Origin of the sequence: Thermomonospora curvata DSM 43183 (genome assembly GCF_000024385.1) — a bacterium.
GTDB classification, from domain to species: domain Bacteria; phylum Actinomycetota; class Actinomycetes; order Streptosporangiales; family Streptosporangiaceae; genus Thermomonospora; species Thermomonospora curvata.
The window spans coordinates 846031-863075 of the sequence record NC_013510.1; the positions used below are offsets into that span (position 1 = coordinate 846031).

Consider the following 17045-nt stretch of genomic DNA (forward strand, 5'->3'; position numbering starts at 1 on the left):
TCGGGGACGGCTCACCGAAGACGCGAAAACGGCGTGCAAGTGATCTCGGCTCGGCTGCGCGCGGCGGCCCGTCCCCGCGCCCCGGCGATCTCCTCCTGCGCCGGCAGCGGCGTGACCAGCGGCGAGTCGGGCCCGGCGGTGACCGCCCGGCGCAGCGCCCCGGTGAAAGGCGGCCGGCCTCCGGGCCGGGCCTGCGGCACCTCGGCGAGCATCTGGTCGTCGGCGGGGCGCGGCCGCCCGGTCGGGAACTCCCGCTCGCGGGGCTGCGGCCCGCCGCGCACCGGCTCGTGCAGCGGTGCGATCCCCTGCGCACCGGGCGCCGCCGTCCGCACCTGCCCGGCGATCGACAAGGCGGTGGACCGGGGCGACTTCGACGAGATCGCCGTGCACGGGCTGCCCGCCCACGACCTGTTCATCCAGGCGCTGCTGGACCTGGGATTCCGGTTCGAGAAGTCCGACACCGAGTTCGCCGAGTTCGAGCTCACCAAAGGGATGCACACCCTGCCGTGCTCCCAGCAGCTGGAATTCTTCTTCCCCGCGGGGTACGGCGGGTGGAGCCACCAGAACCTGGAAATAGGCGTCCTCACCGGAGCCGACTCATTCCACCTGATCATCGGCCCCTACGGTCCCTACCGGTTCGAGTACGAGGGACTGACCGAGGAATTCTTCCCCCAGTGGCTGGAGGAGCACTTCCGTTCCCAGTGGGGAGTGGGCGGGTAGCAGCCGCTGCGGCTTTTGAGCACGTCCACGAGGCCGACGACGGCCTCGCCGGGAGCAAGACCGAAGCCACACGGCGGCCTTCTGGGCCGCGCCGGGGGCGGTGAGCCTTTTCAACACGCCGTCCCACAGGTTGCGTGCGGGGCGGTGAGGTCAGGGGCGACGCTGTGACCTGTATGTCATGACTTCGGACGCCGCCTGGGTCTCCGTCCCGGCCCGCACGTGTTGAAAAGGTTCACTGCCAGTAGTCGCGGCGGGGGAGCCGCAGCCACACATCGGGTGGGCCGGTGACCGCGCGGGCGTCGGTCAGCCGCAGCCCCGCGTAGGCGCACGCGTACCCCACCGCATCGTCCTGATAGAGGAAGGACAGCAGGACCTCCCGAGAGGAGGCGTCAGGGCCGGGAGGAGCACCGGGAATCAGATCCCAGTCCTCCAGCACGCCGTCCCGGCAGATGCTGCCCTGATCGCCGCTCTTGGGATTGGCGTACATCCCGTAGCAGACGGTGCCCGCCGACAACGCCTTCAGCACCCCGGGCATCTGCGGGGCGTACCCCCACGGCTGGGTGATGACGCACCCGCCGGACACGTCGGTGGCGCCCACGATGGTCAGGCCGTCCTCCCCGTCCAGCCGGTGGGACCACGGATCGGCCAGGAAGGAACCGGGACCGGTGTCGGTGATCGGCGTGGCCTGCAGCCGCCGCGCGGCCTCGGCCGCGTCGATACCGGCCACGCACGCCACGCCCATGCCGATGTAGTCGGAGACATCGCCCAGCACGGCGACCATGCGCCGGGCCTCGGCCACCGCGGCGGACTCGGCGGGCGACAGGCCGCTTCGCCCTTCCGGCAGGGGGAACAGGTCGGGGTTCGGGCCGGCCAGGGCGAGCCGTCCGGGCGGCCAGCCGGCCATCATCGGCCGCCACGGGTCGGCGCCCGCTTCGGCCAGCACGCGGGCGTTGCCGAAGCAGCGGGCGAAGACGGCCTCCCACAGCGCCGTGCGCCCCATGTACTCGGCGTCGATGTCACGGGCCCGCGCGGCCAGCTCGGCGACCGCCTCCGGGGACCCCAGCTCGGCCGCCACGTGCAGCACCGGCCGGCCGCCCCAGATCCGGGCGTCGGGATCGGCCCCCGCCTCCAGCCGGGCGCGGATGGTGTCCGGATCCTCCCAGTCCCACCGGGCCACTCCCGTCCAGTCGTTCTTCTCAGCGGCCATGGCGCCCCCTGGGGTCCACGCACCCGACAGCATGATCATTTTCAACCTACCGTTTCTTTGTGGCGGCGCGCGAGCACCTCACGGCCAGGGCTGCGGTGTTTCCTGAGGGGCCTTAGGGAGACGGAAAAAGAACCCTTCGCGCATCGGGACGGGCCCCGGCGCTATTAATTCCGCCGACGTTCACCCGATGGATGGAGAATTCTGTCCAACACCCGTCCTCAAAAATCTGGGAGCAGAAGTCTTGAAAGCACGTCCTACCCGTAGGTGACCTGAGGAAACAGGGTGGTGAACGAGTTCGGCGGCGGAGAAGCGGCATGAGCGCCCGAAAGGAGGGGCCGCGACGGGAAGGACGCGGCACGCGACGCCGCCGGACCGGACCTGCGCTGCAGCATCAGTGAACCTTTTTCAACACGTGGTCTTGGGCGCCGCAGACGGGAGCCCTTGCGGCATCCAAGGTCACGACGTTGCAGGTCACGGCATTGCCGCCGGCTCCATCTGCGGGAACGTCGTGTTGAAAGAGGTTTGGTGACGACCGGCACCGGCTCGCCTTGGACGGCCTCCCCGCCGCCGCGTGAGGATCCCAGGGCGCGGCGGTCAGCGCTCGCGGACCAGCAGCGGCTGGGTGACCTCGCCGAGATAGCCGGTGAGGTCGCTCATGGTGGCGTGCGCGACGCCCAGCCCGTCGTCGGACAGGCGGGTGCGGGCGGCCATGTGCACCCACTCGCCCTCGGGAAGGCGCCCCAACGTGGCGGTCATGGTCGGCGGGATGGACAGCCACTGCCGCATCGGCAGCGCCAGGGATATCCCGTTGGCCGAGTCGGCGACGATCAGCGCCCGCGCCAGGCCGGTCGGCTTCTCCCCGGCGATCAGGGGGATGCGCACCCGCGTCCACACCTCCGCATGGCCGGAGGTCTCGCCGAGGCCGTGGGTGTGCCGCCACTCGATGGCCTGGCCATAGCCCCAGCCGTCCAGGTCGGGGTCGTGCCAGTCCTCCTGGGCCTCAGGCAGCGGCGGCGGCGGGTCGAACGGGGCGCCGGCGGCCGGGGGCGTCGGGCCGGTGGCGATGTGCCAGGCGCGGGCGATCACCGCCGGCCGGTCGTCGACGATCATCGTCGCCTCCGCCAGCGCGATCTGCCGTCCCGGACGCAGCGTGGACACCTCGATGCGCAGCCGGCGGCGCGGGATGGGGCCGAGGAAGTCCACCGAGATCCGGGCCAGCCGCATGCCGGGTGCGGCGGTGGCGTCCAGCTCGTGCGCCAGCAGCGCCGTGGGCGGCCCGCCGTGCTGGGCGTCGGGCGACCACGGGCTTTCGGTGGCGCGGGTGGGCTCGTAGCAGCCGTCCCCGAGGGGCAGATAGAAGGCTTCCGGCAGATCGCTCATGGGACGATTTTTGTGCATGCCGGAATCTGCGTTGACCGGCGGCCCCTCCTCGCGCCGTCCACGAAGGGCGCAGGTCAGCGCACCGCCGGGACGAGGGCGCGCTCCTTCAGCAGGGCCAGCGCCCCCTCCACGGCCTGCCGGACCCGCACCGGGTCGGTCTCGGTGACCACCACCCCGTAGACCATGCGCTGGGCCAGCAGCACGTCGTCGGCGGTGAGCGCGGGGTCCACCAGCCCGGCCGCCCGGGCGCGCGGCAGCGTCGCCTCCACCAGCGCCAGCAGCCGCCGGTCGTCCCCCCGGTCGGGCAGGGCGCGCCGGGCGTCCACGACCATCTCCACGAACGCCGACTCGGCGATGGTCATCTCCAGCAGCCGCGACCACAGCCGCCCGAAGGCCCCCTCGCCCGGGTCGGCGGCGATGGCCTCCAGCTCGGCGAAGTTCTCCTCGAACACCGCGAACGCCAGGTCCAGCCGGGTGGGGAAGTGCCGGTACAGCACCCCCTGGCCGACCCCGGCCTCCCGGGCGATCGTGCTCAGCGGCACCCGGTAGCCGCGTTCGGTGAACAGACGGCGGGCGGCGTCCAAGATCGCGCGGCGGTTGCCGGCGGCGGCGGCCGGACCTCGATTGCCCCTGCGTGACGTGGCGGGCACATCCGCAGCATACTCTTCCGGACAAAGGTGTCCGGTTAGGTGAAGGAGCGGCCGATGTCCCAACCCGGCAACCAGTCCTTTGATCACACCTATGACGTCGTGGTGGTCGGCAGCGGCGGCGCCGGATTCGCCACCGCCCTGGGCGCCGCCGACGAGGGCCTGAGCGTGGTGATCCTGGAGGGCACCGACAAATGGGGCGGCAGCACGGCGATGTCCGGCGGCGGCCTGTGGATGCCCAACAACCCCCTCATGCGGCGGGCCGGCGTCGCCGACTCCCGCGAAGAGGCCCTGGCCTACATGGAGGCCACGATCGGCGACGTGGGCCGCGCCACCTCCCGGGAACGCAAGGAGGCCTTCGTCGACGGGGTGGACGACTTCGTCACCACGGCCGAAAAGTACGGCATGCGCTTTGTGCGCGCCACCGACTACCCCGACTACTACCCCGAGCTGCCCGGCGGCAAGATCGGCCGTTCCATCGAGGTCGAGCCGTTCGACTCCAAGCGGATCGGCCACTGGTGGGACAGCTGCCGCGCGGCCCTCCCGGTGCCGATCAAGACCGATGACGTGTGGCTGCTGTCGCGGGCCTGGTCCACCCCGGGCGGCTTCGCACGCGGCGCCCGTTTCGTGTTCCGGGCGCTGGGCGGCGTGGCGCGCGGCCGGCGCCTGGTCGGCATCGGCGCCGGGCTGGCCTGCTCGTTCCTGGAGGCGGTGGTGCTGCGCCAGAGCGTGCCGCTGTGGCTGAACGCGCCGCTGGAGGAACTGCTGGTCGACGGCGACCGCGTGGTCGGCGTCCGCACCCGGCGGCACGGCCGCCAGATCACCGTCGGCGCCCGGCGCGGCGTCATGCTCGCCGCCGGCGGTTTTGAGCACAACGCCAAGTGGCGGCGCAAGTACCAGGGCATCGACGGCTCCCCCTCCGGCAACCCCGGCAACCTCGGCCGCGCCATCGAGCTGGCCCAGTCCGTCGGCGCCGCCCTGGAACTGATGGACGAGGCCTGGTGGGGCGCCTCGGTGGCCCCCGTCCCCGGCGGCACCCCCGCCTTCATCGTCGGCGAGCGCTCCCTGCCGTACTCGATCATGGTGGACGCCAAGGGCGACCGCTTCGCCAACGAGTCCGAGTCGTACGTCGATTTGGGCCACCACATGCTCGAACACGACAAGGACGGCCCCTACTGGCTCATCGCCGACGCCCGGCACGCCCGCCGCTACATGCGCAGCTTCGCCATGGACCCCCGGGTCAACAAGGCCATGGCCGAGGCCGGGATCATGGTGAAGGCCGCCACGCTGGGCGAGCTGGCCGTCCGGATCGGCGTGGAACCGGCCCGCCTGCAGGCCACCGTCGAACGCTTCAACGGCTTCGCCCGCTGCGGCATCGACGGCGACTTCGGCCGCGGCAACTCCGCCTACGACCGCTACTACGGCGACCCCACCGTCCGCCCCAACCCGTGCCTGGGGCCGCTGGAGAAGCCCCCGTTCACCGCGTTCAAGGTCGTCATCGGCGACCTGGGCACCAAGGGCGGCGTGGTCACCGACGCCGACGCCCGCGCCCTGCGCGAAGACGGCTCGGTCATCGAGGGCCTGTACGCCGCGGGCAACACCTCCGCCTCGGTCATGGGCCGCACCTACCCCGGCCCGGGCTCCACCATCGGCCCCGCCACCGTCTTCGGCCTCCGCGCCGCCCGCCACATGGCCCGCAACCGCACCTGACGAACCGCCCGCAAAGGCCATGAGTCTTTTTCAGCATGCCGTCCCCGCAGGTCACATGCGGGGACAGCGCAGTCAGGACGGAGCCGTGACCTGCGATGTCATGACCTTGAGGACCGCTTGGGCCTCCGTCCCGGCCCGCTGAGAGCGCATGTTGACAAGGCTCGCTGGACGGCCCCTCCCGTTCTCGGGGAGGGGCCGTCCAGCGTATGGGCTGGGAGAAGCACCTCGTTCGGAGGGCGGCGTCCTCGGCCGGCTGTCCGGGCTTCCGGCCTTCATGAGCCTTCCAGTACGGATGGGGGCACCTTGCCGGCGTAAAAGCGGATCTTGTTGCTGCGCGGCCGGTAGACCGTGACGGTCAGCCGGAAGGGCTTGCCGTCCTGGTCGTAGGCGGTGCGGGAGTGCTCGATCACGGCCAGGCTGTCGCGGGAGAGACCGAAGAACTCCGCCTCATCGCGGTGCGGGGGCCGGGCGTCGAACTCATCCAGGTAGCCGACCTGCACGAAACCGAGCTCGGCCAGGTAGGCCACATGCCCTTGCTCGATGTCCTCCCCGTTCAGCAGCAGGGGAGCTTTGAGGGCCAGTTCCAGGGTGAAGTAGGAGTACTGCAGGGAGTTGGGCTCCCCGTCGATGAAGCGCCGCTGCTTGCGCTGCACGATCTGCACCCGCTGGTCCGGGGGGAGCCCGAAGGCCTCCAGCTGCCAGGGCTCGGCCGGGCCGACGGTGACCTCCGGCAGGTCCCAGGTGGCCTGAAAGCCCTGGCGTTCGGCCTCCTGCCGAAACGCCCGGCCCTCCCCGCCGCCCATCCGGGATTCGGCCGGCACCTGCGGCATGTCCAGTTCCCGGTCGTTGAGGGTGATGGTCAGCGGTCTGCGGCGGGGCAGCACGAAGGTGCCCTCCCGGGGGCGGGTCTGGACCCGGCCGCTTTTGCGCAGCTCGCTGAGGGCGTCTTTGACCGTGCTCGTGGAGACCTTCCACCTGGCCGCCAGTTCGCTTTCGGTGGGCAGCCGGTCACCGGCCTTGAGCGTGCCTTCCTCGATCTGCCGTTGCAGGTCTTTGGCGATCTGGAGGTACTTGGGCAGGGCGTCCGCCATGATCAACTCTCATTCCCATCAGAGGCGCGGAACCCATCAGAGGGGTTGGTTCCTCTGTCGGGTTTTACCGCTCTTGCTTGGGAGGCATTCCTCGTCAAAAGACCTGAAGGGAAGTCCACAGGAGAGCTCGTGGAGAGGCGGGCCGGTGTGCTCACTCAATGCCCCGTGCCCTGCTCGGGCGACCCCACGCTGCCCAGGTCGGGAACCGGCTTCGGGGCACGCCCGTGAACTGCGGAAACGGTCTTCTGAAGAAGAGCGGGACCTTCTTTCCGAGTGCGGTGATCAGCCTTCGCCCCCGAGCGTCGGGGAGTCTTTTCAACAGGTGGCCCTGGAGGGCCGGGACGGGGCTTCGGCGGTGTCCGAGGCCACGGCATCGTCCCTGACTGCGATGTCTCCGTATGCGTCCTGCGGGAACGGTGCGTTGGAAACCAGCGCACACCGACAGTGGACGCTGTCCAGGGGAGGAGCAGGCCTGGGGAAGCGACACGCCCATCCGCTTGGAACCGCTGGATCTTGATCGGTGCGCAACAGGGTTTCACGACGGGACGGAGCACGCACCCATGTCGCACGGCCTTCCGGAGGCCTCTCGGCCCTGGTGGGCCGCCACCAGGGCTTCTGTTTTCCAGCGGCGCCGATCGCCGGGAAACGCCGACGTGCCGTGCGTGATGCCGAACTCGCCGGCATCACACTGTGGTGAATGTTCCGCGGTGTTTTTGGCGGAGGAGTTCTTTTTGGACTTTGCCCATCGCATTGCGGGGGAGTTCCGCCTCGATGAAAACGCGCTTGGGCTGCTTGTAGCGGGCCAGTCTCCCGTTGAGGGCGTCGATGATCGAGTTCGGGTCGAGTTCGGCTCCCGGCAGGGGGGTGACGATCGCGATGACCCCTTCGCCGAAGTCGGGGTGCGGGACGCCGACCACGGCGCTCTCCTTGACGCCCGGCAGGGAGTCGATCTCTGTTTCGACCTCTTTGGGGTAGACGTTGTAGCCGCCGGAGATGATGAGGTCCTTGCTCCGGCCGACTATGTGGATCTGGCCTTCGGCGTCCAGCATGCCCAGGTCGCCGGTGATGAAGAAGCCGTCCGGGCGCATGTCCTGCGCGGTCTTGTCCGGGGCCCGCCAGTAGCCGTCGAAAAGGTTGGGGCCGCGCACCTCGATGACGCCGATCTCGCCGGCCGGTAGCACCTCGCCCGTCGCCGGGTCGGCTATCCGCACCTGGACGTCCGGCAGAGGGAAACCGACCGAACCGGGACGGCGCTCCCCGTGGTAAGGGTGCGAAGAGATCACCAGGGTCTCGGTCATGCCGTAGCGTTCCAGAATGGCGTGACCGGTCCGCTCTTTGAAACGCCGGTGGGTTTCGGGCAGCAAGGGCGCCGAACCCGACACGAACAGCCGCACGCCCTTCACCGCGGCCTGGTCCAGCTCCCGCCGTTCGAGAAGCCGCGTGTAGAAGGTCGGCACCCCCATCATCACCGTGCAGCGGGGCAGCCAGGCCATGACCTGGGCCGCGTCGAACTTCTTCAAAAAGACCATGGAGGCGCCCGCGGCGAGCACCGTGTTGGTCGAGATGAACAGGCCGTGGGCGTGGAAGATCGGCAGAGCGTGCAGCAGCACGTCCTCAGGGCCGAATTCCCAGATCCGGGCGAGGGCCGCCGCGTTCGAGGCGAGCACCCGGCGGCTGAGCACGGCCCCCTTCGGCCGTCCGGTGGTCCCGGAGGTGTACAGCATCGCGGCGGGGGCGTCCAGGTCGAACCGGGCCTGCTCGCGGTGGGGCGGGGCCGTGCGCGCGGCGGCCGAAAGCGTGCCGCCGTCCCCCAGCGTCTCGACCGGCACCCCGGGCGCCACGGCCTTGGGACGGTCGGCCTCCTGGTCCAGGACGAGCAGGGCGGGGTCTGCGTCCTGGAGGAAGTACTCCAGCTCGGCCGGGGTGTAGGCGGTGTTCAGCGGGGTGTAGATCGCGCCGATCCGCAGGCACGCCAGGCACAGCGCCAGCGCCTCGGGCGACTTGCCGGCCTGCACGACCACCCGGTCGGCCGCCTTGACGCCGGCCTGCCGCAGCGCCCCGCCGTAGCCGGCCACCAGCTCGTCGAAGTGGCCGTAGGTCAGGGCCGAGCCGTCCTCCAGCAGCAGGAACCTTCGGTCCGGGCTGCGATCGGCGTGCGTTGAGAGCCACTCGTCGGGCCCTTTGAGCATCGTGCTTCCTCCATCGCGCCCGTCATGACCTGGTCGGCTCCTATGATGATGGCTCGCCGATCAAGTCAACGAGAGGGAGTGCATGGCCACCAAGGTCGTCCTGGTCGACGACATCGACGGGCACGAAGGGGAGGACGTCGCCAAGCGGGATTTCGAGGTAGCCGGCGCCCAGTTCACCATCGACCTGGGGGACGCCAACTACAAGAAGCTCACCGAGGTGCTTGAGGCGCTCGCCCCCTACCTGGAGAAGGCGACCACCGTCAAGCGCGCCACCCGCGCCCGCAAGAGCGCCGACGCCGCTCCTCGGCTCCGGGGTTACTCCAACACCGATGTCCGCCAGTGGGCCCAGGCCCAGGGCATCGAGCTCAGCGAGCGGGGCAAGATCCCCGACGAGGTCTACGAGCAGTTCATCGCTGCTCACCCGGACGCCAAGCCCGAAGGGTGAATCTCACCGCCCGTTCCTGATCCGGCGGCCCTCTCTTCCTGACGCGCGGATCACGGGCACCCGCTGACGTCCTCCCCCGCCGTGGGGAGGACGTCAGCGGCGGCCGGTGCCGAGAGCGCCCGGCCGCGACGACGATCGACACGGCCCGGCTGACGGGAAACCCACCCGGCCCCTTTTCGGTTTGAACGGACGTTCAGCACCGGCGGTGGTGCGCTCACCGGGCCGGACACAGCCGCATCCCCGGGACGGCAGGGCCTGGGACTGCTTCGGACGTCTCGTACCGAATCCGGCGATGCAGATCTGGCCCGGGCGGCCGGGACCGCCGCATGCGAAGGGGATGCATCCCACCGAACCTTTCCGCCGCACCGTCTCCGCAGGTCGAGACGGGGACGTCGCGGCGCCGGACACCTGCAAGACCCCGTCCGCGGCGTCTTGGGCCATGCGTTAAAAGGGGCCAGTGAACCTTTTTCAACACGTGGTCCAAGGCACCGGGGACGGGAGCCCCGATGGCCTCCACTGCCGCGACGTTGCAGGTCACGGCATCGTCCCAGACTGCGATGCCCCCGTCCCGACCTGCGGAGACGGCGTGTTGAAAAAGGTTCAGTGAAAAGGCTCACCGCAAGGCGCATGTCGGCCGGGCTTTCGGTGGACCCCGTATATGTTGAGCGGGTGTTCAAGGCGACCATAGACTGAGGCGCGAGCATGGAGGCGGTGGTGGAGTCGACCGGGAAACGACGGCGGTCCGCGGCCGCCTCATCGGGCAGCAGCGTGGTGCTGCCCGGCGACGACCCCACCGCGGCCGCGATCCTGCAGGCGGCCGTGGAGGTGATGGCCCGGCACGGCTACCACGGCACCTCGGTGCGCGACCTGGCCGAGGCCGCCGGGGTCAGCCCGGGGCTGATCTACCACCACTTCGGCTCCAAGCACGACCTGCTGGTCACCATCCTGGACCGCTGCATGGACCGCCTGGTGGAGAGCACCGAGGAGGCCCTGTTCCACGCCGGGGACGACCCCGCCGACCGGCTGCGCGCCATCGTCGGCCAGCACGTGCTGGCCCACACCCGTTTCCGCCGCGAGAGCCTGCTGGGCAACACCGAGCTGCGCAGCCTCTCCCCCCAGGCCCGCCGCCTGATCGTCGCCAAACGCGACACCCAGCAGCGCATGTTCGACCGCGTCGTCCGCGACGGCGTCGTGCGCGGCGTGTTCACCACGCCCCACCCCAAGGAGGCCTCCCGCATGATCGTCACCGCCTGCACGGCCGTGGCGACCTGGTTCCGGGAGACCGGCCCCCAGACGCCGGAGGAGATCGCCGCCATCTACCAGCGCATGGCCCTCGATACGGTCGGCTACCGGGAGCCCCACGCCCTCTCCTGAACCGCCGACACGGGACTTTTGAACGGCTGCCGTTCAAGCGGGGAGCAACGTTCACCGTCCGGCGAAGCGGGCCGGGGAAAACACGCCCTAGGGCCGGTGTGCGGCCTTCGAGGTGGGTGGCTGGAGGGGGCCGGAGTTTTCTGGGCTGCTGGCGCGGGGCCGCTGGACCGGCACGCGGCCGCCCCTGGGACCGGGAGCGGCGTTCAGCGTCCGGTGAAGCGGGGCTTGCGGCGCTCCAAGAACGCGGCGACGCCCTCGGCGCGCTCTTCGGAGGCGAAGCGCTCCTCCAGCGCCGCCCGTGTGGCCTGCAGGTGCTCGCGCAGGCCGGTCGCCGTCCCCTCCAGCACCAGCCGCTCGATCCGCCTCAGCGCGAACGCAGAGGATCCGGTGATCGCGGCGGCCAGTTCCCGGGCCGCCCGGGGCAGCTCCTCGGGCTCGACGACCCCGGCGACGAAGCCGGGCTCCAGCGCCTCCCGCGCCTGCAGGTCGGCGCCGGTGTCCAGCAGCCGCAGAACCCGATCTGCCGGGGCGGCGGCCAGGTGCCCGCCCCGGTGTCGGACACCGGGCCGCGGTGGGCGAAGTTCCACCGGGAGCGCGCCCGGGTCGAGGCGATGCGCAGATCGGCCTGAGCGGCGAACTCGGTGCCCATGCCGTCCACGGCGGTGGTCACCGACTTCGGGCAGCCCATCAGCAGCGGCACCCCGGAGCGCCTCGATGCGTCCCCGGTCCGCGTGAGAGCGGGAAGCCAGGTCGATCCCGGTGCAGAAAGCGCCCGGCACACCCGTGACCAGCACGACGGCGACCTCGGGATCGGCGCCGGCGCGGGCGATGCGGCCGCAGAACTCCTCCGGCATCGCATGCGTCATGGCGCCGGGCTTGTCCGGACGGTCGATGGTCACGGCGGCGATGCGGTCGGCCGCCTCGTGGCGGATCCCTCTCCAGGGCCCCCGCCCTCTTCCCCGGCGTCGGCGGCGGTGCCATGCTAACTGAACGATCGTTCAGGAGGGATTGTGGATTTCGAGCTTCCCGAGCGGCTGGTCCGGCTGCTGGCCGATCTCGACGACTTCATTGAGCGGGAGATCAAACCGCTGCAGGAACAGGACGACAACGAGCGCTTCTTCGACCATCGCCGCGAGTACGCCCGCACCGACTTCGACAACGGCGGCGTGCCGCGCCGGGAGTGGGAGGAGCTGCTGGAGGAGATGTTCCGGCGCGCCGACGCGGCCGGCTGGCTGCGCTACGGCCTGCCCAAGGAGGCCGGCGGCTCCGGCGGCAGCAACCTGGACATGGCGGTGATCCGCGAGCACCTGGCGCGCAAGGGCCTGGGCCTGCACAACGACCTGCAGAACGAGGCCTCGGTGGTGGGCAACTTCCCGTTCGCCCACATGCTGCTGGAGTTCGGCACGCCCGAGCAGATCGAGGAATTCCTGGAGCCGATGCTGGCCCGCAAAAAGCGCATCGGCTTCGGCCTCACCGAGCCCGACCACGGCAGCGACGCCACCTGGATGGAGACCACCGCGGTCCGCGACGGCGACGACTGGATCATCAACGGGGTCAAGCGCTTCAACTCCGGCATGCACTCGGCCACCCACGATGTGGTCTTCGCCAGGACCTCCGGCAAGCCCGGCGACGCCGGCGGCATCACCGCCTTCATCGTCCCCACCGACGCCCCCGGCCTGACCGTGGACTTCCACTGGTGGACGCTCAACATGCCCACCGACCACGCCGAGGTGACCTTGCGGGACGTGCGCGTGCCGAACTCGGCGATCCTCGGCGAAGAGGGCGAGGGCCTGGCGGTGGCCCAGGCGTTCGTGCACGAGAACCGCATCCGCCAGGCCGCCTCCAGCCTGGGCGCCGGCCAGTACTGCATCGACCGCAGCGTCGAGTACGCCCTGCAGCGCAAGACCTTCGGGCAGCCGCTGGCCACCCGGCAGGCCATCCAGTGGCCGCTGGTGGAGCTGCAGACCGAGGCGGAGATGCTGCGCTGGCTGATCCGCAAGACCGCCTGGGACCTGGACCGGGTGCCGCACCTGGAGATCAGCGACAAGGTCTCGATGTGCAACTACCGCGCCAACCGCTTCGTCTGCGAGGCGGCCGACCGCGCCATGCAGATCCACGGCGGGCTCGGCTACACCCGCCACACCCCCTTCGAGCACATCTACCGCCACCACCGCCGCTACCGGATCACCGAGGGCGCCGAGGAGATCCAGATGCGCAAGGTCGCCGGCTACCTGTTCGGCTTCGCCGGCCCGCGCAAGAGGGCCCGCTGAGCGCCGCCCGGCCCGGACGGGAGGTTCGCCCGTCCGGGCCGTTGTGAACGCTCCGGAGGATTTTTCCGCATTACGGGTGGGTATAGAGAGCAGAATGCGGGCCGAAAGAAACGGCACGGCCGAGTATTGACCGCGCCGCCCGGCGCGACTTAGTGTCGAACGACCGTTCAACCGGGAGATTTTCCCAGTCTCCGGAAGGGCTGAACCATGGTCAGTGCCGTTCCCACCCCCACCGCCCCGGCGGCGTGCCCCCGCGACCTCGGCAAGGAGCGGTCGGCATGACGACCGCAGAGCACCGGACCGCCGGCGGGCTGCGCGCAGAACTGATGGCCCGCCTCACCGCCCCGGGCGCGCCCTTTGAGATCGTCGAGCGGGAGATCAGAGGCGTCCCCATGCGGGTCTACTCCGGCGGCCCGCAGACCTGGCGGGACGTGCTGCTGGCCGGCCGGGGCTTCGCCGACCGGGACTGCCTGGTCTACGGCGACCAGCGCTGGACCTATGCCGAGCACCTGCGGCAGGTGGCCGGCCTGTCCCGCCTCCTGCTGGAGGAATACGGCCTGCGCAAGGGCGACCGGGTGGCGATCGCCATGCGCAACTACCCCGAATGGTCGGTGATCTTCTACGCCGTCCAGGCCGCGGGCCTGGTGGCGGTGCCGCTGAACGCCTGGTGGACCGGTGGCGAGCTGCACCACGCGCTGGAGGACTGCGGCGCCCGGCTCATCGTCGCCGACGCCGAACGCGCCGCACTGATCGCCCCCTACCTGGCCGGCCTCGGCGACGTCCCGCTGATCGAGGTGCGCGGCGGGGCCGAACCCGCGCCCGGAGCCCGGCGCTGGGAGGACGTGCTGGCCTCCCTCGACCCGGACGCCGCCCTGCCCGAGGTGGACATAGCGCCCGAGGACGACTCCACCATCCTCTACACCTCCGGCACCACCGGATGGCCCAAGGGCGCGGTGGGCACCCACCGCAACCACTGCACCAACCTGTTCAACATGCTGCTGGCGGTCACCGTCGGCGCGATGGTCGCCAACGGCGGGCAGCCCCCGGCGCTCGACCCTGACGCCCCTCAGCCCGGCACCCTGTGCACCTTCCCGTTCTTCCACATCGCCGGCATCAGCGTGCTGGGCTTTGCGTCCCTGACCGGCGCCAAGCTGGCCTCCCAGTACAAGTGGGACCTGGCGGAGGCGCGGGAGCTGATCCGCCGCGAGCAGCTCACCTCCGTGGCGGGCGTGCCCACCGTGATGCGCCAGATCGTCGAGGACGCCGCCGCCGACCCCGCCCCCTACACCACGCTGTCGGGCGTGACCATGGGCGGCACGTCGATCCCGCCCGACCTGATCAACCGCATCGACGCCAACTTCGCCTCCGCGGTCTCCCCGGGCGCCGGCTACGGCCTCACCGAGACCACCTCGACCGTGGTGTCCAACAGCGGCGCCGACTACGTGGCGCGTCCCGACAGCGTCGGACGCTGCATGCCCGGCACCGACGTGCGGGTGGTCGACCCGGAGACCGGGCGGGACCTGCCCGACGGGCGGATCGGGGAGCTGTGGTTCCGCGGCCCCAACATCGTCCGCGGCTACTGGAACAACCCCAAGGCCACGGCCGAGGCGTTCGTCGACGGCTGGTTCCGCAGCGGCGACCTGGGCAAGGTCGAGGACGGCTGGGTGTATGTGGTCGACCGCCTCAAGGACGTGATCATCCGCGGCGGGGAGAACATCTACTGCGCCGAGGTGGAGGCGGCGCTGTTCGAGCACCCCGACGTCAGCGACGCGGCCCTGGTGGGCGTGCCGCACGAGACGCTCGGCGAGGAGGCGGTGGCGGTCGTCCAGCTGCGCCCCGGCGTCCAGCCGGGCCCGCAGGCCGCCGAGGACCTGCGCCGCCATGTCGCCGCCCGGCTCGCCGCCTTCAAGGTGCCCGCGCACGTGGTCTTCCGGGACGAGCCCTTGCCGCGCACCCCCAGCGGGAAGGTCCTCAAACGCGACCTGCGCGGCCCGGTGGCCGAACAGGTCCGCTCGGGGAAGGCGAACTAGGGCGTGTCGCCGAAGTAGCCGCACGGAGCCCGGCGGGACGCCGTCGGACACGGCCGGGCCGGGCCGGTGCTTGCGGGACCTCGGCGACAGGTCGCAAAACGGGCCCGCGGGAACGGGAAGCCGTGCCCGCGCCGGCCGTTCCACGTGGCCGGCCCGTCCCCGCTGCGGACGGGCCGGCCACGTCCGCCCGGGCGCATGGCCGGCGGCGGCCGTTGGGACCATGAGCACGCCGGGTACGGCCACCGGGCCCGACGACTGTGAGGAGATGGATGAGCACGTCTTTGTTCGACCTGTCCGGCCACACCGCCCTGATCACCGGGGGCAACTCCGGGATCGGCCTGGGCATGGCCCACGGCCTGGCCCAGTGCGGCGCCAACGTCTGCATCTGGGGCACCAACGTCGAACGCAACGAGGCCGCGGTCCGGGAATTGTCCAAGCACGGCACCCAGGTGGCGGCGATCCGCTGCGACGTCGGCGATGAGGACTCCGTCAACGCGGCCTTCGCCGAGACGCTGGAACGCTTCGGCCGGGTCGACTCCTGCTTCGCCAACGCGGGCGTGAGCGGCATCGGCACCCCGTTCATCAAGACCTCGCTGGAGGAGTTCCGCAGGGTCTTGCGCGTCAATCTGGACGGCGCCTTCCTCACCCTGCGCGCCGCCGCGGCCCACATGGTCGAACGCGGCGGCGGTGGCGTGCTGGTGGGCACCTCCAGCGTCTCCGCCATCCACGGCGCCCCCGCCAACCAGGCCTATGCCGCCAGCAAGGCCGGCCTGGCCGCGCTGATCAGGGGATGCGCGGTGGAGCTGGCCCGCTACGGCATCAACGCCCACGCGATCGTCGCGGGCTGGACCGAGACCCCCATGGCCGCTCCCGTCCTGCACAACCCCAAGTTCGAAAGCAACGTCATGAAGCGGATGCCGCAGCGCCGCTGGGGCCGTCCCGACGACTTCGCCCGCCTGGCGGTCTACCTGGCCGGCGGCGTCGGCGGCTTCCACACCGGCGACACCATCGTGGTGGACGGCGCCTACTCCATCTTCTGACGGGCGCGGCGCTCCCTGCGGCCGAAAAACGAGCGGCCCGGGTCAGGGGCGGGGACCCGGGCCGGGGCGAGACGGCTCAAGCGTAGAGGGACCTGCCGGTCTCCAGCAGGGACTTCAGGTCGCTGAGGACCTGGCTCCAGCCGCCGCCGGCGTCCGGGGCCGCGCCGGAGACCTGGGCGGCGGTCTTCGGCGCGCCGGTGACGTCGTGGGTGACGGTCAGCCGGCAGACGCCGCTGCCGTCGTCTTCGATCTCGTAGGTCAGCCGCGTGTAGTCCTCGCCGAGGAACAGCGGCCGCCAGGTCTGCACCAGCTTGCGCGGCGGGTCGGCCTCGATGACCTCCCCGTCGATGATCACCTCGGGGGCGCCGCCGGCCTTCATCTCCTCGCTGGCCAGCCCGCGGAACGCCCCGCCGGGCCGCAGCTCGTACTCCACGGGCGCGCGGTAGCCGAACCGCACGGCCCACTCGGGCTTGGTGATGGCCTCCCAGATGGCCTCCGCGGTGGCCCGGATGTACACCCGGTACACCTGCACGGTCCTGTCGGCGGTGTCGGTCGCGGTCATGTGCTGGGCCTCCAGTTCGTGCTTGAGGTCGGCGAGCGCGGACGCCCTCCGCTCGGTGTACTTGCCGATCCACCGGTCGTGGATCAGCCGGATCGGCACCGGGTTGAGGAAGTGGAGCTTCTCCCGGCCCGACCGCCGGGTGACCACCAGCCCCGCCTCCTCCAGCACCCGCAGGTGCTTGGCCACGCCGAACCGGCTCATGTCCACCTCCGACTCCAGCTCCGTGAGCGTCCGCCCGTCCCGCTGAAACAGCAGGTCGAGCAGGAACCGCCGGGTCGGATCGGCCAGCGCCTTGAACGTCGGCTCGTCGTCGGTCACACCCCCAGAATATGAGACCTTTTGGTCACATATCAACCGTGCTTGAGCCCGGCTTCACGTGA

15 protein-coding genes are annotated in these 17045 nt (G+C 70.9%); 7 read left to right on the forward strand and 8 right to left on the reverse strand.

The genetic code is table 11. From position 1 onward, the window contains the following. Positions 1-11: 11 nt before the first annotated feature. Positions 12-350, reverse strand: coding sequence for a hypothetical protein (locus TCUR_RS26875; RefSeq protein ID WP_052305404.1), 339 nt, complete (start codon positions 348-350; stop codon positions 12-14). A 4-nt stretch (positions 351-354) separates the two neighbouring features. Between TCUR_RS26875 and TCUR_RS26880 the strand changes: the two genes are divergently transcribed. Further along, on the forward strand, positions 355-720 hold the full coding sequence (locus tag TCUR_RS26880) for a sporulation protein (protein ID WP_052305405.1): 366 nt from the start codon (positions 355-357) through the stop codon (positions 718-720). A 232-nt stretch (positions 721-952) separates the two neighbouring features. On the opposite strand, the gene TCUR_RS03740 is transcribed toward TCUR_RS26880, so the two are convergent. From TCUR_RS03740 to TCUR_RS27425, 3 genes are all read right to left on the reverse strand, one after another. Next, positions 953-1927, reverse strand: coding sequence for an ankyrin repeat domain-containing protein (locus TCUR_RS03740; protein WP_012851141.1), 975 nt, complete (start codon positions 1925-1927; stop codon positions 953-955). Positions 1928-2521: 594 nt separating this feature from the next. Next, positions 2522-3307 carry a thioesterase family protein gene (locus TCUR_RS03745; RefSeq protein ID WP_041439292.1) on the reverse strand — a complete coding sequence of 262 codons (786 nt, stop codon included), beginning with the start codon at positions 3305-3307 and terminating at the stop codon, positions 2522-2524. A gap of 74 nt (positions 3308-3381) precedes the next feature. After that, positions 3382-3957: a TetR/AcrR family transcriptional regulator gene (locus TCUR_RS27425; protein WP_012851143.1), complete on the reverse strand. Its 576-nt coding sequence runs from the start codon at positions 3955-3957 to the stop codon at positions 3382-3384. Positions 3958-4011: 54 nt separating this feature from the next. Between TCUR_RS27425 and TCUR_RS03755 the strand changes: the two genes are divergently transcribed. Beyond that, positions 4012-5664: an FAD-binding protein gene (locus TCUR_RS03755; RefSeq protein ID WP_012851144.1), complete on the forward strand. Its 1653-nt coding sequence runs from the start codon at positions 4012-4014 to the stop codon at positions 5662-5664. 272 nt (positions 5665-5936) lie between these two features. On the opposite strand, the gene TCUR_RS03760 is transcribed toward TCUR_RS03755, so the two are convergent. Both TCUR_RS03760 and TCUR_RS03765 read right to left on the reverse strand, forming a co-directional pair. Further along, the gene (locus tag TCUR_RS03760) at positions 5937-6755 is read right to left on the reverse strand and encodes a GntR family transcriptional regulator (RefSeq protein ID WP_012851145.1); all 819 of its coding nucleotides are present in this window, start codon (positions 6753-6755) and stop codon (positions 5937-5939) included. A gap of 683 nt (positions 6756-7438) precedes the next feature. Continuing rightward, positions 7439-8944: a malonate--CoA ligase gene (locus tag TCUR_RS03765; RefSeq protein WP_012851146.1), complete on the reverse strand. Its 1506-nt coding sequence runs from the start codon at positions 8942-8944 to the stop codon at positions 7439-7441. An 82-nt stretch (positions 8945-9026) separates the two neighbouring features. Here TCUR_RS03765 and TCUR_RS03770 point away from each other — a divergent pair, with 82 nt between their 5' ends. Together TCUR_RS03770 and TCUR_RS03775 are read left to right on the forward strand one after the other, a co-directional pair. After that, positions 9027-9389, forward strand: a complete 363-nt coding sequence (locus tag TCUR_RS03770) for a histone-like nucleoid-structuring protein Lsr2 (protein WP_012851147.1) — start codon at positions 9027-9029, stop codon at positions 9387-9389. Between the two features lie 714 nt (positions 9390-10103). Further along, positions 10104-10763, forward strand: coding sequence for a TetR/AcrR family transcriptional regulator (locus tag TCUR_RS03775; protein ID WP_217265447.1), 660 nt, complete (start codon positions 10104-10106; stop codon positions 10761-10763). A gap of 203 nt (positions 10764-10966) precedes the next feature. On the opposite strand, the gene TCUR_RS03780 is transcribed toward TCUR_RS03775, so the two are convergent. After that, positions 10967-11758, reverse strand: a complete 792-nt coding sequence (locus TCUR_RS03780) for an enoyl-CoA hydratase/isomerase family protein (RefSeq protein ID WP_342610202.1) — start codon at positions 11756-11758, stop codon at positions 10967-10969. A gap of 15 nt (positions 11759-11773) precedes the next feature. Between TCUR_RS03780 and TCUR_RS03785 the strand changes: the two genes are divergently transcribed. The 3 genes from TCUR_RS03785 (at position 11774) to TCUR_RS03795 (ending at position 16103) form a co-directional block, all read left to right on the forward strand. Then, entirely contained in the window at positions 11774-13033 is a 1260-nt protein-coding gene (locus TCUR_RS03785; RefSeq protein ID WP_012851150.1) for an acyl-CoA dehydrogenase family protein, read from the forward strand. Positions 13034-13311: 278 nt separating this feature from the next. Then, entirely contained in the window at positions 13312-15063 is a 1752-nt protein-coding gene (locus TCUR_RS03790; RefSeq protein WP_012851151.1) for a class I adenylate-forming enzyme family protein, read from the forward strand. A 269-nt stretch (positions 15064-15332) separates the two neighbouring features. Continuing rightward, positions 15333-16103, forward strand: a complete 771-nt coding sequence (locus tag TCUR_RS03795) for an SDR family NAD(P)-dependent oxidoreductase (protein WP_012851152.1) — start codon at positions 15333-15335, stop codon at positions 16101-16103. Between the two features lie 76 nt (positions 16104-16179). Here the strand turns inward: TCUR_RS03795 and TCUR_RS03800 are convergent, their stop codons facing one another. Beyond that, complete coding sequence (locus TCUR_RS03800; protein WP_012851153.1) at positions 16180-16983, reverse strand: ArsR/SmtB family transcription factor; 804 nt, start codon at positions 16981-16983, stop codon at positions 16180-16182. Positions 16984-17045: the final 62 nt, after the last annotated feature.

Coding starts and splice junctions, on each gene's coding strand:
- TCUR_RS03740 (WP_012851141.1), bottom strand. CDS start 1,927: ATGGCCGCTGAGAAGAACGACTGGACGGGAGTGGCCCGGTGGGACTGG.
- TCUR_RS03745 (WP_041439292.1), bottom strand. CDS start 3,307: ATGAGCGATCTGCCGGAAGCCTTCTATCTGCCCCTCGGGGACGGCTGC.
- TCUR_RS03755 (WP_012851144.1), top strand. CDS start 4,012: ATGTCCCAACCCGGCAACCAGTCCTTTGATCACACCTATGACGTCGTG.
- TCUR_RS03760 (WP_012851145.1), bottom strand. CDS start 6,755: ATGGCGGACGCCCTGCCCAAGTACCTCCAGATCGCCAAAGACCTGCAA.
- TCUR_RS03765 (WP_012851146.1), bottom strand. CDS start 8,944: ATGCTCAAAGGGCCCGACGAGTGGCTCTCAACGCACGCCGATCGCAGC.
- TCUR_RS03770 (WP_012851147.1), top strand. CDS start 9,027: ATGGCCACCAAGGTCGTCCTGGTCGACGACATCGACGGGCACGAAGGG.
- TCUR_RS03790 (WP_012851151.1), top strand. CDS start 13,312: ATGACGACCGCAGAGCACCGGACCGCCGGCGGGCTGCGCGCAGAACTG.
- TCUR_RS03795 (WP_012851152.1), top strand. CDS start 15,333: ATGAGCACGTCTTTGTTCGACCTGTCCGGCCACACCGCCCTGATCACC.